Origin of the sequence: Aeromonas sp. Y318-3, from assembly GCF_027706185.1 — a bacterium.
Taxonomy (GTDB): domain Bacteria; phylum Pseudomonadota; class Gammaproteobacteria; order Enterobacterales; family Aeromonadaceae; genus Aeromonas; species Aeromonas veronii.
This window is the reverse complement of record NZ_JAPDCN010000005.1, coordinates 101,174-116,145: the sequence shown is the minus strand read 5'-3', so window position 1 is coordinate 116,145 and position 14,972 is coordinate 101,174. Positions and strand designations below refer to the sequence as shown.

General features: G+C 58.2%; 14 protein-coding genes. 7 read left to right on the top strand and 7 right to left on the bottom strand.

What is annotated here, in order from left to right; translation table 11 throughout:
• The first annotated feature begins 78 nt into the window (after positions 1-78).
• The 7 genes from OKB77_RS08655 (at position 79) to mutT (ending at position 8,700) form a co-directional block, all read left to right on the top strand.
• The gene (locus tag OKB77_RS08655) at positions 79-831 is read left to right on the top strand and encodes a cell division protein FtsQ/DivIB (RefSeq protein ID WP_005336149.1); all 753 of its coding nucleotides are present in this window, start codon (positions 79-81) and stop codon (positions 829-831) included.
• Complete coding sequence (ftsA, locus tag OKB77_RS08650; protein ID WP_005336148.1) at positions 812-2,071, top strand: cell division protein FtsA; 1,260 nt, start codon at positions 812-814, stop codon at positions 2,069-2,071. Before OKB77_RS08655 ends, ftsA begins: the two co-directional genes overlap by 20 nt.
• 39 nt (positions 2,072-2,110) lie before the next feature.
• On the top strand, positions 2,111-3,262 hold the full coding sequence (ftsZ, locus tag OKB77_RS08645) for a cell division protein FtsZ (protein ID WP_123172234.1): 1,152 nt from the start codon (positions 2,111-2,113) through the stop codon (positions 3,260-3,262).
• A 99-nt stretch (positions 3,263-3,361) separates the two neighbouring features.
• A complete protein-coding gene (lpxC, locus tag OKB77_RS08640) occupies positions 3,362-4,285 on the top strand; it encodes a UDP-3-O-acyl-N-acetylglucosamine deacetylase (RefSeq protein ID WP_005336146.1) in 924 nt (307 codons plus the stop codon).
• Positions 4,286-4,425: 140 nt separating this feature from the next.
• Positions 4,426-5,331 (top strand): M23 family metallopeptidase, encoded by a 906-nt coding sequence (locus OKB77_RS08635; protein WP_005355107.1) that lies wholly within the window; start codon positions 4,426-4,428, stop codon positions 5,329-5,331.
• Positions 5,332-5,390: 59 nt separating this feature from the next.
• A complete protein-coding gene (secA, locus tag OKB77_RS08630; RefSeq protein ID WP_005336144.1) occupies positions 5,391-8,111 on the top strand; it encodes a preprotein translocase subunit SecA in 2,721 nt (906 codons plus the stop codon).
• A 184-nt stretch (positions 8,112-8,295) separates the two neighbouring features.
• The gene (gene mutT / locus OKB77_RS08625; protein ID WP_019444787.1) at positions 8,296-8,700 is read left to right on the top strand and encodes an 8-oxo-dGTP diphosphatase MutT; all 405 of its coding nucleotides are present in this window, start codon (positions 8,296-8,298) and stop codon (positions 8,698-8,700) included.
• Between the two features lie 76 nt (positions 8,701-8,776).
• On the opposite strand, the gene yacG is transcribed toward mutT, so the two are convergent.
• The 7 genes from yacG to OKB77_RS08590 form a co-directional block, all read right to left on the bottom strand.
• Positions 8,777-8,971, bottom strand: a complete 195-nt coding sequence (gene yacG / locus OKB77_RS08620) for a DNA gyrase inhibitor YacG (protein WP_270817418.1) — start codon at positions 8,969-8,971, stop codon at positions 8,777-8,779.
• A 9-nt stretch (positions 8,972-8,980) separates the two neighbouring features.
• On the bottom strand, positions 8,981-9,703 hold the full coding sequence (zapD, locus tag OKB77_RS08615) for a cell division protein ZapD (protein ID WP_005355104.1): 723 nt from the start codon (positions 9,701-9,703) through the stop codon (positions 8,981-8,983).
• Positions 9,704-9,740: 37 nt separating this feature from the next.
• Positions 9,741-10,355 (bottom strand): dephospho-CoA kinase, encoded by a 615-nt coding sequence (coaE, locus tag OKB77_RS08610; protein ID WP_270817417.1) that lies wholly within the window; start codon positions 10,353-10,355, stop codon positions 9,741-9,743.
• A gap of 13 nt (positions 10,356-10,368) precedes the next feature.
• A complete protein-coding gene (locus tag OKB77_RS08605; protein WP_270817416.1) occupies positions 10,369-11,241 on the bottom strand; it encodes a prepilin peptidase in 873 nt (290 codons plus the stop codon).
• Between the two features lie 60 nt (positions 11,242-11,301).
• A complete protein-coding gene (locus OKB77_RS08600) occupies positions 11,302-12,543 on the bottom strand; it encodes a type II secretion system F family protein (protein ID WP_159162802.1) in 1,242 nt (413 codons plus the stop codon).
• A gap of 240 nt (positions 12,544-12,783) precedes the next feature.
• Positions 12,784-14,499 (bottom strand): PilB family type IVa pilus assembly ATPase TapB, encoded by a 1,716-nt coding sequence (tapB, locus tag OKB77_RS08595; RefSeq protein ID WP_270817497.1) that lies wholly within the window; start codon positions 14,497-14,499, stop codon positions 12,784-12,786.
• On the bottom strand, positions 14,490-14,927 hold the full coding sequence (locus tag OKB77_RS08590; RefSeq protein ID WP_270817414.1) for a pilin: 438 nt from the start codon (positions 14,925-14,927) through the stop codon (positions 14,490-14,492). The genes tapB and OKB77_RS08590 overlap by 10 nt, the downstream gene beginning before the upstream one ends.
• Positions 14,928-14,972 lie beyond the last annotated feature (45 nt).

The window sequence follows — 14,972 nt, the reverse complement described above, 5'->3', positions numbered from 1 at the left end:
ACCGCCAAGCCGGGGCCTATATAATGGCGAACCGGTCTGTCAAAGGCCGGTTTAGCGCGTTACACGGGGATCGATCGGGTGGAGGCAAGGGCACAGGGGCGCACCAAGGGTGGCTTCATCGCAGGGGTAGCGTTTTTCCTGCTGGTGATATGGGGCTGCTACCGGACGGCGCTGGATGTTAAAGGTTGGCTGACAGATGCCAACCGGTTGCCCATGAGCGAGCTGTTGCTGCAGGGGCAACACCAGTATTTGCAAACCGAAGAGCTGCGGATGGCCGTGCTGGATGGCGCCGAGCTGCGTAACTTCTTCGAATTGGACGTCAACGAATTGCAGGCAAGGCTCAATGCCTTGCCATGGGTGGCCTCGGTCTCGGTACGAAAGAAGTGGCCGAACAAGATCAAGATCTACCTCACGGAACAAGATGTGGCGGCGCGCTGGAATGGCAACCGCTTTGTCAACACCAAGGGCAAGGTATTCAGTGCCCCGGATCGGGTCAAGACGCCGCTGTTGCAGCTGTCAGGGCCGGATGACCAGGCCGCCCGGGTGTTGAAAGAGAGTCGGCAGTACGAGTCGCAACTGGCTGCCAAGGGATACAAGTTGCTGGGGGTGAATCTGACCCCCCGCCATGCCTGGGAACTGACCCTGGATGGCAATATCAAGCTGTTCCTGGGACGCAATGACATTGCGCTCCGGCTACAGCGGTTTATCGATGCCTTCCCGGTTATCGAACCCCGTGCGCAAGTCGCCTACGTGGATCTTCGATACGACACCGGAATGGCAGTTGGCTGGAAGAAGAGCGAAGAGAAAGTGCATGACCAACACCGCAGATAGGAATTTGATTGTCGGACTGGATATCGGCACAACCAAGGTGGCGGTTCTGGTCGGGGAAGTATTGCCGGACGGTGAACTGAACGTCATCGGTATGGGCAGTCACGCTTCTCGCGGAATGGAGAAGGGCGGGGTCAATGACCTCGACTCCGTGGTCAAGTCACTGCGCCGCGCGGTGGAAGAGGCCGAGATGATGGCAGATTGCCAGATCAGCTCGGTCTATCTGGGGTTGTCCGGCAAGCATATTGATTGCCGCAACGAGACCGGTATGGTGCCCATCTCCGATGAAGAGGTGACTCAGGAGGATGTGGACAACGTGATCCACACCGCCAAGTCGGTTCGCCTCTCCGACGAGCTGCGCGTGCTGCATGTGCTGCCTCAGGAGTTTGCCATCGATTATCAGGAAGGGATCAAGAATCCGGTTGGCCTCTCCGGTGTAAGGATGGCAGCCAAGGTTCACCTGATCACCTGCCATAACGACATGGCCCGCAACATTGAGAAATGTGTGGAGAAGGTCGGTTTGCGTGTGGATCAACTGATCTTCTCCGCGCTGGCCTCCAGCTATGCCGTGTTGACCGAAGACGAGAAAGAGCTGGGTGTCTGCGTGGTGGACATCGGTGGCGGCACCATGGATATGTCGCTGTTTACCGGCGGTGCCCTGCGCCACACCAAGGTGATCCCGTATGCTGGCAGCACTGTGACCAGCGATATCGCCTACGCCTTTGGCACGCCGCCGCTCGACGCGGAAGCGATCAAGGTGCGCTACGGTTGCGCCCTCGGTCGTCTGGTCAGCAAGGAAGACAATATTGAAGTACCCAGTGTCGGCGGTCGCCCGGCGCGCAGCCTGCAACGGCAGACACTGGCTGAAGTGATTGAGCCCCGTTACACCGAGTTGCTCTCCATGGTGAATGATGAGCTGGTGCGGGTACAAAGCGAGTTGAAAGCGCAGGGGGTCAAGCATCAGCTGGCAGCCGGTGTGGTCTTGACCGGCGGCGCTGCCCAGATTGAAGGCATTGTGGAGTGTGCAGAGCAGATCTTCCAGAGCCAGGTCCGGGTGGGAGAGCCCATGAACATACGTGGTTTGAGTGATTACGTGCAGGCACCGGTGTACTCGACTGCGGTCGGGTTGCTGCAATATGGCCGCACCCATCAAGCCACAGGTAGCAACAAAGAATATGCCGCCAAGGCAAGCGTCGGTGGCCTGGTCAAACGGGTTAGCAACTGGCTGCGTGGCGAGTTCTAAGAATTTTGCTGAGTCAGGCAAATAAAGCGGAGAGACAACATGTTTGAATTTATGGATAGCCACACTGACGAAGCCGTCATTAAAGTGATCGGTGTAGGTGGCGGCGGCGGTAACGCTGTCGAACACATGGTTCGTCAAAATATTGAGGGTGTTGAGTTTATTACCGTCAACACCGACGCCCAGGCACTGCGTAACTCCAGCGCCAACACTACCCTGCAGATCGGCGGTGGCATCACCAAGGGTCTGGGTGCCGGCGCCAATCCGGAAGTGGGTCGTGATGCGGCTATGGAAGATCGCGAAGCGCTGCGTGAGCTGCTGACCGGTTCCGACATGGTGTTCATCGCCGCCGGTATGGGTGGTGGTACCGGTACCGGTGCTGCGCCGATCGTGGCCGAGGTGGCACGCGAGATGGGCATCCTGACCGTTGCTGTAGTGACCAAGCCGTTCTCCTTCGAAGGGAAGAAGCGGATGGGCTTCGCCGCCCACGGTATCGAAGAGCTCTCGAAGAACGTCGACTCCCTGATCACCATCCCCAACGACAAGTTGCTGAAGGTGCTGGGTCGCGGTATCTCCCTGCTGGATGCCTTCAAGGCGGCCAACGATGTACTGCTTGGCGCGGTACAGGGCATTGCCGAGCTGATCACCCGTCCGGGTTTGATCAACGTCGACTTCGCGGACGTGCGTACTGTGATGCGTGAAATGGGTACAGCCATGATGGGTACCGGTTCCGCCTCTGGCGATGACCGTGCTGAAGAAGCGGCCGAGAAAGCCATCTCCAGCCCGCTGCTGGAAGATGTGGATCTGGCTGGTGCCCGTGGCATCCTGGTCAACATCACCGCCGGTATGGACATGACCATCGAAGAGTTCGAAACCGTAGGTAACGCGGTCAAGGCCTTCGCTTCCGAGAACGCCACTGTAGTTGTGGGTACCGTAATCGATCCGGAAATGCACGACGAGCTGCGTGTGACTGTGGTTGCTACCGGTATCGGTGCCGAGCGCAAGCCGGACATCACTCTGGTCAAGAGCAGCCAGGTGCAAGAGCGCCCGGTGCGTCAGCCGCTGGTTAGCGACATGATACAAGGCCGCGTGATGGACGAAGCCCCGGCCAAGGTGGTCAACGCCGAGCCGCAAGCTCGTCGTGAACCGGATTACCTGGATATTCCGGCGTTCCTGCGCAAGCAAGCTGACTAAGCCTCTTATGGCTCTCGTTTGTTTGTTGTTCAAGGAATGTGCTAAGATGGCCTGCCAACGACCATCTGGTCCGGATTTTAAGCTGTTTAGGGTACACCCATGATTAGACAAAGAACCTTGAAAACGAGTGTACAGGCGACTGGTGTCGGCCTGCATTCGGGCCGGAAAGTCACTATGACGTTCCGTCCGGCGCCTGTGAACACAGGGATCGTTTACTTGCGTACCGACCTGAATCCTGTGGTGGAGCTGCCAGCCAATGCCGATCAGGTGCGCGATACCGTGCTCTGTACCGCTCTGGTCAACGAAGCCGGTGTCCGTGTCTCTACCATTGAGCACCTCTCTGCCGCGCTGGCCGGGATGGGGATCGACAACCTCTATGTTGAGGTCGACGCCCCCGAGATCCCGGTGATGGACGGCAGTGCGCATCCCTTTATCTACCTGCTGCAGGAAGTCGGGATCCGTGAGCAGAATGCTGCCAAGCAGTTTGTGCGGATCAAGAAGAGCATCCGGGTTGAAGACGGCGACAAGTGGGCGGAATTCCACCCCTATCGTAACGGCTTCAAGATGGATCTCGAGATCGATTTCCAGCATCCGGTCTTTGAAGGGCGCAATCAGCGTTGCGTACTGGACTTCTCCGGTGCCTCCTTCGTGAAAGAGATCAGCCGTGCCCGTACCTTCGGGTTCATGCGTGATATCGAGTACCTGCGTTCCCAGAACTTGGCGCTGGGCGGAAGCCTGGAAAACGCTGTGGTACTGGACGATTATCGGGTGCTGAACGAAGACGGTTTGCGTTATGAGGACGAGTTCGTCAAGCACAAGATGCTGGATGCGATCGGTGACCTCTATATGTGTAACCGCAGCATCATCGGTGAGTTCCGTGCCTACAAGACCGGACACGCCCTGAACAACAAGCTGCTGCGTGCCTTGCTGGCCGAGCAGGAGGCTTGGGAACTGGTGACCTTCGAGGGTGAGGGCGACAAAGCGCCTATCGCTTACTACGATAACGGTCTGGTTCTGGCCTGATAGCTGTGCAACGGAGCGTCGGTCCTCTCTCCGCACCGACGTTCCGTCATTTGTTTACTCCATCCTTTAATACCGATTATCTCCCGGTTTTATTTCCCGTGCAGGCTCCTGGCCGCACCTGACCGAGCAGACTGATTTCTATGAGCATTACCCTGATCCTCCACGGCAAGCAGCGACGCAAGTTGCACCTGCCCAAACAACGTCTGGCCTGGGTCGGCGGTATTCTCTTCTCCCTGTTGGCCCTTGGTGGTGGTTGGCTCTGGCAGAGCTGGCACCAGAAAATGGAGGCGCTGGAAGTGGCGCTTGCCGTTGCCGAGCAACAGTCCGTCGACCAGAGTGGCGATGAAGCCCGTGAACAGTTGGCAATGCTGGCAGCTCAGGTAGGCACCATGCAGGGCCAGCTTGGCCGTCTCAATGCCCTCGGCGAACGATTGACCGAGCAGGCCGATCTCGATCCCGACGAGTTCAATTTCAAAGAGCTGCCCCCCATGGGCGGCCCTTCTTATGATGAAGAGCTGGAAGTGAGCCTCAACGAGCTGCAAGCCTCGATGAAACACCTCAGCCAGCAGCTCAGCAGCCGTGAAGAGCAGCTGTCGGTACTTGAATCTTTCATCATGAATCACCATATCACCGATGCCGGTTTTATTTCCGGCACGCCAGTCAAACAGGAGCGAGTTTGGGTCTCGTCCGGGTTTGGTGGACGGGTCGATCCGTTCAACGGGCGTGCCAAGATGCACAAAGGGGTCGATTTCCGTGGCAAACCCGGAACCCCGATTCTGGCCACCGGGCCCGGCATTGTCAGCTGGGCGGGCCGTCATCCGGAATTTGGCAATATGGTGGAGATTAATCACGGCAATGGCCTGGTCACCCGCTATGCCCACAACTCCAAGTTGCTGGTTGAGGTGGGCACCCTGGTTGATCAGGGTCAGAAGATTGCCTTGATGGGACGCACCGGTCGCGCGACTGGGGTCCATCTGCATTACGAAGTGTTGAAAGATGGTCGTCAGGTCAACCCCGCACGCTTTCTCAGTGCCAGACGGGGTTAGGTTTTTTTCTTCAGGTTCCAGTGACGGAACGCTTTTATAACCAGAAATAGTTGGTACCCATGATTAGCACACTGCTTACCAAGATTATCGGCAGCCGGAACGACAGAACGCTCAAGGCTTTGCGCAAAATTGTAAAACAGATCAATGCCATGGAGCCGCAGTTCGAGGCTCTCTCCGATGCCGAGTTGCAGGCCAAAACGGCTGAATATCGTCAGCGTATCGAGCAGGGTGAGACCCTGGAGCAGTTGCTGCCAGAAGCGTTCGCGACCGTGCGTGAAGCCTCCAAGCGGGTGTTCGGCATGCGTCACTTCGACGTGCAGCTGATCGGCGGCATGGTGCTGAACTCCAACCGCATCGCGGAAATGAAAACCGGTGAAGGTAAGACTCTTACTGCGACTCTGCCAGCTTACCTGAACGCCCTGAGTGGCCGTGGTGTGCACGTGGTAACGGTGAACGACTATCTGGCCAAACGTGACGCTGAGGCGAACCGCCCGCTGTTTGCCTTCCTCGGCATGACAGTCGATTGCAACGTGCCCGGTATGGATGCGTCCCAGAAGCGTGACGCCTATGCCGCCGACATCACCTACGGTACCAACAACGAATTCGGTTTCGACTACCTGCGCGACAACATGGCGTTCTCGCCAGAGCAGCGCGTACAGCGCCCGCTCAACTACGCGCTGGTGGATGAGGTGGACTCGGTGCTTATCGATGAGGCCCGGACTCCGCTCATCATCTCCGGTCCGGCCGAAGATAGCTCAGAGCTCTATATTCGCGTCAACAAGCTGATCCCGCTGCTGGTCAAGCAGGACAAGGAAGACACCGAAGAGTACACCGGCGACGGTCACTACACGGTGGACGAGAAGAACCGTCAGGCCCTGCTGACCGAAAACGGTCAGATCTTCGTGGAAGAGCTGCTCAAGAAAGAGGGGCTGCTGGACGAGAACGACTCCCTGTTCTCCGCCTCCAACATCAGCCTGCTGCACCACGTCAATGCCGGTCTGCGTGCTCACACCCTGTTCGAGCGCAACGTGGACTACATCGTCCAGAAAGACGAGATCGTCATCGTCGACGAGCACACCGGTCGTACCATGCCGGGTCGTCGCTGGTCCGATGGTCTGCATCAGGCCGTTGAAGCGAAGGAAGGGGTGAAGATCCAGAACGAGAACCAGACGCTGGCATCCATCACCTTCCAGAACTACTTCCGTCTCTACAACAAGCTGGCGGGGATGACAGGGACTGCGGATACCGAAGCCTTTGAATTCCAGCAGATTTATGGCCTGGATACCGTGGTTATCCCGACCAACAAGCCGATGGTGCGCAAGGACATGGGCGATCTGGTCTACCTGACCGCCAATGAGAAGTATGCCGCCATCATCGAAGATATCCGTCAGTGTGTGGCCAAGGGCCAGCCTGTACTGGTTGGTACCGTCTCTATCGAGAACTCCGAGCTGCTCTCCGGCATCCTGACCAAGGAGAAGATCCCGCACAAGGTGCTGAACGCCAAGTTCCACGCCATGGAAGCGGAGATCGTTGCCCAGGCAGGTCAGACTGGTGCGGTCACCATCGCGACCAACATGGCCGGTCGTGGTACCGACATCGTGTTGGGCGGCAACTGGCAGGCAGAGATTGCCAAGCTGGAGAACCCGACCAGCGAGCAGATTGCCGAGCTGAAAGCCGCCTGGCAGGTGCGTCACGATGCGGTGCTGGCCGCCGGTGGTCTGCACATTATCGGCACCGAGCGTCACGAATCCCGTCGTATCGATAACCAGCTGCGCGGCCGTTCCGGTCGTCAGGGTGACCCGGGCTCCTCCCGTTTTTACCTCTCCATGGAAGATACCCTGATGCGGATCTTCGCCTCCGATCGCGTGACCGGCATGATGAAGAAGCTGGGCATGGAAGAGGGCGAAGCCATCGAGCACCCGTGGGTCACCAAGGCGATCGAAAACGCCCAGCGCAAGGTGGAAGGTCGCAACTTCGACATCCGCAAGAGCTTGCTGGAGTTTGATGACGTTGCCAACGACCAGCGCAAGGTGGTCTACGAGCAGCGCAATGAGCTGCTGGATACCAACGACATCTCCGAGACCATCCACGTTATCCGTGACGACGTCTACGGCGCGGTGATCGACGAATACATCCCGCCCCAGTCTCTGGAAGAGATGTGGGACGTGCCGGGTCTGGAAGCACGCCTGAAGGCGGACTTTGCGCTGGATCTGCCGCTGCAGCAGTGGCTGGCGGAAGATGACAAGCTGTATGAAGAGAAGCTGCGCGAGCGCATTCTGGACGAAGCCACCAAGCTCTATGCCCACAAGGAAGAGCTGGTCGGCAAAGAGGTGCTGCGCAACTTCGAGAAAGCGGTGATGCTGCAAACCCTGGATGGTCTGTGGAAAGAGCATCTGGCCGCCATGGATCACCTGCGTCAGGGCATCCATCTGCGCGGCTACGCCCAGAAGAACCCCAAGCAGGAGTACAAGCGCGAATCCTTTGATCTGTTCACCCAGATGCTGGAAACCCTCAAGCGCGACGTGGTCAGCATCCTGAGCCGTGTTCAGGTGCAGGAGCGCGATGTGGAAGCGATGGAAGAGCAGCAACGCCAGCAGGCGGAAGCCGCTCCCCGTACCTATACCCACGCCGCTGCCGAGAGCCAGCTGGCCGATGAACAGGCTGCAGGCGAAGAGGGTCACACCACCTTCGTACGCGACGAGCAGAAGGTCGGTCGAAACGATCCCTGCCCGTGCGGCTCCGGCAAGAAGTACAAGCACTGCCACGGTCAGTTGACCTGATCGACGCTATGCCATAACAGGCGGGCCAAGTGCCCGCCTTGTTTTTGTCAGAAGATGGCGAAGTCACAGTAGTGGCGCCACTTTGCAAAGGATTATCGGATATCAGGCATTATCGGTCCTTCACCCAGCCAGAGGTTGGGCGCATCGAACGGCCCGGTCATGTATCGCGTGTAAAGGTAGCAAGATGGAACAGAAAAAACGGATCTGGGTGGCGGTTGGCGTCATCGAGAATGAACGGGGCGATATCTTCATCGCCCGACGCTCCTCCGATCGCCATCAGGGGGATCGCTGGGAGTTTCCCGGTGGCAAGGTGGAGTCGGGCGAGGATCTGCTCACCGCACTGGATCGGGAGCTGTGGGAAGAGATCGGCATCCGGGTATTGGATTGTGCCCCCTTCATGGAACTGCAGCACGACTACCCCGAGAAGCAGGTATTGCTGGATATCTGGAAGGTGACCCGTTTCAGCGGTGAGCCGTTCGGCAAAGAGGGGCAGGAGTGTCTGTGGGTGCCGGTGGCCGAGCTGCACAATTACCACTTCCCCGATGCCAATGGCCCGATTGTAGCGCGGCTTCAAGGCCTGCTGGCGTGAGCCGGTAGTAATCAACAAGCATGAAAAAAGGGCCAATCGGCCCTTTTTCATATTGCAGAGGTGAGTGACCAGGGGCTTATAGCCACTGATCGCCCTCTTCCTGCTCCGGCAGCAGATCCGGGTTGCTCTCCCCCGGGATCCGCTTCTCTTCATCGGCCCATTCGCCAAGATCGATCAGCTGGCAGCGCTTGCTGCAGAAGGGGCGGAACGGGCTCTGCGGGCCCCATTCCACTTCACTCTGACAGGTCGGACACTTTACCTTGGTGACCATAAGCCCTCCTTAGCAGCAGGCGAGCTGGAACGGCACGTCGCCAATCGGCTGTTCTGCGGTGGGCAGAAAGCGCAGGGCGAAGCGGTTCTTGTGGCCGCTCAGAGTCGGGTAGCAGAACAGATTGCCCGGCAGCTTGATGCGGATCAGCTCGGCGCTCTCGGCGGTGTCCTGGAAGAAACCGTTGCTGGCAACTTGTTCACTGAAGCTGCCTGATTCGCGCCACAGGCGCAGCAGCAGAGTGATGGCATTCATCAGCAGATTGATATCGCTCAGCCAGCCCTGCATCTGCTGGTGACGGGCAATGGCCGGGGTGCCGAGCCAGTGGTGTAGCTGCGGCACATCGAAGGCACACAGGCCACCTGGGATGGAGAAACGCTGGCGAATGGAGCCGAGCAGACGATCCTCTTTCAGGCGGGCACCCGGGCGTGGCGAGTTGAGCAGATTGCGGGAGAGCTGGCTGCTCTCTTGCTGCATCAGTTTGATCTGCTCCAGATCGACATCGGGCAGGCTGGCCCAGTGGCTCAGACGCTGGCCGAGACGCTCCAGATCCTTGATGAGATCGGCGCGCAGGTCACCACGCTCAAGCAACTCCTGCAGATCGAACAGCCCCTTGAAGAAGGCGATATGTGCCCAGGATTGTTCACTCTCCAGATTGTCGCGGATCTGGGAAAACAGTGACTCCAGACGAAGATAGGTCCGGCTTTTTTCATTGAGGGGGAAATCGTAAATCATGCCTAATCCTGGCCAGCCATAAACCGGCCTAGTGTACTCACACTTGGCGGCCTTGTTGAGAGGCAATTGCCAGATATGTCTCGTGCAGCGCCAAAATCCGCGTTTTAATCGCCATTTCGCTGCCATTGTGGTTTTCGATGACATCATCCGCCGCAGCGAGACGTTCCGACCGGCTCGCCTGAGCGGCGATGATGGCCCGGGCCTGCTCGGCCGATACCCCATCACGGCGACAGGTGCGCTCAATCTGGGTGGCTTCATCCACATCGACCACCAGCACACGGTTGGCGAGGCCAGTGAGTTTGTTCTCCACCAGCAGCGGCACCACCAGCAGGCAATAAGGAGAACTGGCCGCGGCACACTGGCGCAGCATTTCACTGCGAATGAGCGGATGGAGCAGGGCATTGAGCCACTCCTTGGCCTGCGGATCGCTGAAGACCCGCTCACGCAGGGCACGACGGTCGAGTTGACCGCTCGGTTCAATCACATCGGGGCCAAAATGGTCGGTGATGGCGGCAAGGGCCGGGGTGCCCGGCTCGACCACTTCGCGGGCGATCACATCGGCATCCACCACCTCGATACCCAGTGCGGCAAACTGATTGGCGATAGTTGTCTTGCCGCTGCCGATACCACCTGTGATAGCAACTACATACATGGGGGCCTCTTGCTCAAAGCAGGGTAGAGAGATACCAGCGGGTGATGGTATCGCCCCATAGCAGCGCAATCCAGCCCGCGATGGCGAGGTAGGGGCCGAAGGGGATGGGCTTGCCCTGATGATGTTTTTGCAAGGCGATCAGGCTGATGCCGATCACGGCACCGACCAGAGATGAGAGCAGCAGAATTATGGGCAGCGCCTGCCAACCGAGCCAGGCGCCCAGCGCCGCCAGCAGCTTGAAGTCGCCATAGCCCATCCCCTCCTTGCCAGTGAGCAGCTTGAAGGCCCAGTAGAGGCTCCAGAGCACCAGATAGCCCGCCATGGCACCGATCACCGCATCCGCCAGCGGTACGAAGCCATTTGCCAGATTAAACAGCAGCCCGCCCCACAGCAGTGGCAGGGTGAGCTGGTCGGGCAGCAACATCTTGTCGAGATCGATGAAGGTGAGGGCGACCAGCACCCAGGTCAGCAACAGGGCGGCCAGTGTGCCCCAGCCCGGGGTTATGACCATGGCTACGGCCACCGAGAGCAGGGCGGTCAGCAGCTCTACCAGCGGATAGCGGGCCGAGATGGGGGCCTGACAGTCGCGGCAACGCCCTTTGAGCCAGAGCCAGCTCAGCAGCGGGATGTTCTCCAGCGCAGTGATGGCGTGGCCACAGTGAGGGCATGCGGAGCGGGGGACCATCAGGTTGTAGCGCTCTGGCGCAGTAGCCTCCTCATCGGGGGCGAAGTAGCTGCGATATTCGGCCTGCCATTCCCGTTCCAGCATGATGGGCAAGCGGTGGATCACTACGTTAAGGAAGCTGCCGATCATCAGGGAGAAGAGAAAAACCAGCGAGAAGTAGAGCCAGGGCAAGCTGTGAGCCAGCTCGAGAAGAAGTGTCATAACCAACCGTCAGTTATTGAATTGGGGGAGGGCATGGTTGTGGTGCCATGCCCTGATGAATCAGCCTACCACGTCGCCAAGCTTGAAGATGGGCAGGTACATGGCGATAACCATGCCGCCGACCAGCACCCCGAGCACCACCATGATGAGGGGTTCCAGCAGGCTGGTGAGGCCATCGACCAGATCATCCACCTCCTGTTCGAAGATGGTGGCGACCTTGGAGAGCATATCATCGATGGCACCGGACTCCTCACCGATCATCACCATCTGGATCACCATGTCGGGGAAGAGATCGACGGTGCGCATCGCCACGTTGATCTGCATGCCGGCCACCACCTCATTACGGATCGCCATGACGGCGGTGCGATAGACATAGTTGCCGGAGGCCCCTGCCGCCGAAATCAGCGCATCCACCAGCGGGATACCGGCGGAGAAGGTAGTAGACAGGGTGCGGGCAAAGCGGGCCATGGCCGCCTTGTGCAGGATCATCCCGACTACCGGAATGGTGAGGACGAACTTGTCGGTATTGTCTTTCACCTTCTGGGAGGCCCGCCAGGCCCGCACATAGAGGAAGATGCCAAGGGCGGTGCCACCAAAGAAGACATACCACCAGTTCTGCATAAAGCGGGAGATGCCGATAACAAACTGGGTGAACACCGGCAGCTCGGCACCAAAGCTCTTGAAGATATCCTCGAACTGCGGAATGACGAACAGCAGCAGGATGGAGGTGACCACGATGGCGACCAGAATGACCATGGTGGGATAAAACATCGCCTTCTTGATCTTCGACTTGAGCGCTTCCGACTTTTCCCGATAGGTGGCGATACGGTCGTAGATGGTCTCCAGCGCACCGGATTGCTCACCGGCTTCCACCAGATCGCAATAGAGATCGTCAAAGTAGAGGGGATGGCGACGCAGCGCTTCCGACATGGGGGTACCGGTCTCCACATCGGCGGCAATCTGCCCCATCAGCTCGCGCATCGAGGCTTTCTCGTGGCTGCGGGCGATAATCTGCAGGCTCTGCACCAGCGGTACACCGGCGGAGAGCATGGTAGTTATTTGGCGTGAGACGATGGCGATATCCATCGGTTTGATCTTGGCGCCGCCCTTGGAGAAGATCCCCTGGGATTTCTTGGCTACCTTGGTGACGTTGACCCCCTGCTTGCGCAGTTCTGTCTTGACGGTGTTGATGCTGTCGGCCTGCAGCTCGCCGGAGACCTTCTGCCCCTTGCGGTTTACCCCGTGCCAGCGGAAGGCGAAGACTTTCTTGGGGGCATTGTTCTTTTTCGTTAGGGTTGCCATCTTTGCATCCTGCAATGGGGTTGGTTGTCAGAGTCGGACTCCGCACGTCACCAACCTGGTCAAGGTGCCCGACTGGCTTGATGCCTGCGGGGTACTGATAGGGTGGGTGGTACCTTCTTGGCGCCAGCCCGGTCACTTTAATACCTGATTATTCTGTCGCTCGGGTTGTCATCCATAGCGAGTTTGTGGGTGAATGATGCTTTGTGCCAACCAAACCGGCGGGTCGTTCCGCCACATGGATCAGTTGGTGGTGACCCGGTTGACCTCGGCCAGACTGGTGACCCCGAGCCGGGCCTTCTCCAGCCCCGAGGTACGCAGGGTACGCATCCCCTCTTTCTGCGCGATAGCGGCGATTTGCAGGGAGTTTGCGCCCTGCATGATCAATTTGGCGATGTTCTCTGACATCAACATGATTTCGTAGATGCCGACCCGTCCCTTATAGCCGCCGGAACACTCCTTGCAACCGACCGGTTTGAACAGTCGCAGCCCGGCTGCCAGCTGCTGCGGCGTAAAGCCCAGCTCCAGCAGTTCGGCTTCCGGTACCACTTCCGGCGCCTTGCAGTGGTCGCACAGTTTACGGGCCAACCGCTGGGCCATGATCAGGGTCACCGAGGAGGCGATGTTGAAGGCCGGAACCCCCATGTTCATCATCCGGGTCAGGGTCTCAGCGGCGGAGTTGGTATGCAGGGTGGAGAGCACCAGGTGGCCGGTCTGGGCCGCCTTGATGGCGATCTCGGCGGTTTCGAGATCGCGAATTTCCCCCACCATCACCACATCCGGGTCTTGCCGCAAGAAGGAGCGCAGGGCGCTGGCGAAGGTGAGCCCCGCCTTGGGATTGACCTGCACCTGATTGACGCCGGGCAGGTTGATCTCCACCGGATCTTCAGCGGTGGAGATGTTTACCTCGGTGGTGTTGAGAATATTGAGGCCGGTATAGAGCGAGACCGTTTTGCCCGAGCCGGTGGGGCCGGTCACCAGGATCATCCCCTGCGGTTTGGAGAGGGCGCGCAGGTACTGCGCCTTCTGCCGGTCATCAAAGCCGAGTTGCTCGATATTGAGGCGTGCCGCCGAGGAGTCGAGCAGACGGATAACGATCTTCTCCCCCCACATAGTGGGCAGGGTGTTGACCCGCATATCCATCGACTTGTTGCGCGACAGCTTCAACTTGATGCGGCCATCCTGCGGCAGCCGCCGCTCGGCGATATCGAGCCGCGCCATCACCTTGAGGCGAGCGGAGAAGCGGTTGGAGAGGTTAACCGGCGGTGTGGCGATCTCATGCAGAATGCCATCGATGCGAAAGCGCACCCGATACTTGAACTCATAGGGCTCGAAATGCAGGTCGGAGGCACCACGCTTGATGGCGTCCATCAGGATCTTGTTGATGTACTTGACGATGGGAGCATCGTCATCGGCAGTATTGACGCTCTCGTCCAGCCGGCTGTTATCGTCGGAGACTTCGAGATCCGAAATTTCGGATTCGTCGATATCCTCCATGCCGAGGGCGTCATTTTCGCTCTCCAGCAGCTTGCTGATGGCGGCAGTGAGCTTGTTCTCCTCCACCAGCAGCGCTTCGGTATGAAGGCCGAAGCTGAAGCCAAAGTCCTCCAACGCCGAGACATTGGTCGGATCCGACATGGCGATATAGAGGGTGTGGCCCTGGGTGTAGATGGGCAGGACGTGGTGTTTCTCAATCAGCTTCTGATTGAGGTACTTCTGCGGGATCTCGGCCAAATCGAAGGCGGCAAGATCCAGCAGAGGTACCCCATACTCCAGCTCGCAAAAATCGGCGAGCGCCTTGCTGTCGAGGATCTCGTTTTCTATCAGAAATGTCACAAAGGGCTTGCGCTGGGCCTTGGCTTGGCTCAGATAGCGCTGGGAGTCCTCTTCGCTGATCAGTGAAGAGGCGGCCAGGCTTAACGCCAGGCCGCTATTAGGGCTAGAGGTCATTATGGGCAGTATGATGTGTCATCAGCACCATCAAGGTCACAAGATTTGACCCATACCAAGGGAAGTGCTGCAGATGCTTTTAAGAAAAACTTATCATTAGCTGTCAGGGGAGATAGGTTTGTGGAATTAGGTTTGGCCTCAATAGTAATTACATCATTTGCCGCAGCTGCGCCGGTATAAGTAACAACAACATTACCTAAAGTTGCTGCTGCAGTACTTGGCATTCCATTTGAACCGTTATTACAGCTAGTGAGACCATAGCTTTGGAGGCATACTTCTACTTGGGTTTTTAGTGCACCAGTAGCAGCCACCAACTCTGTCATCTTGGCTTTTTTGGTGTAGTTCTGATACGCAGGCAGTGCTACCGCCGCCAGAATGGCCACGATTGCGACCACGATCATCAGTTCAATAAGGGTAAAACCCGATTGTTTCTTCATTTGAAATATCCTTTTATCCTTGGTTCCTGGGAAGTGTCGGTAGAA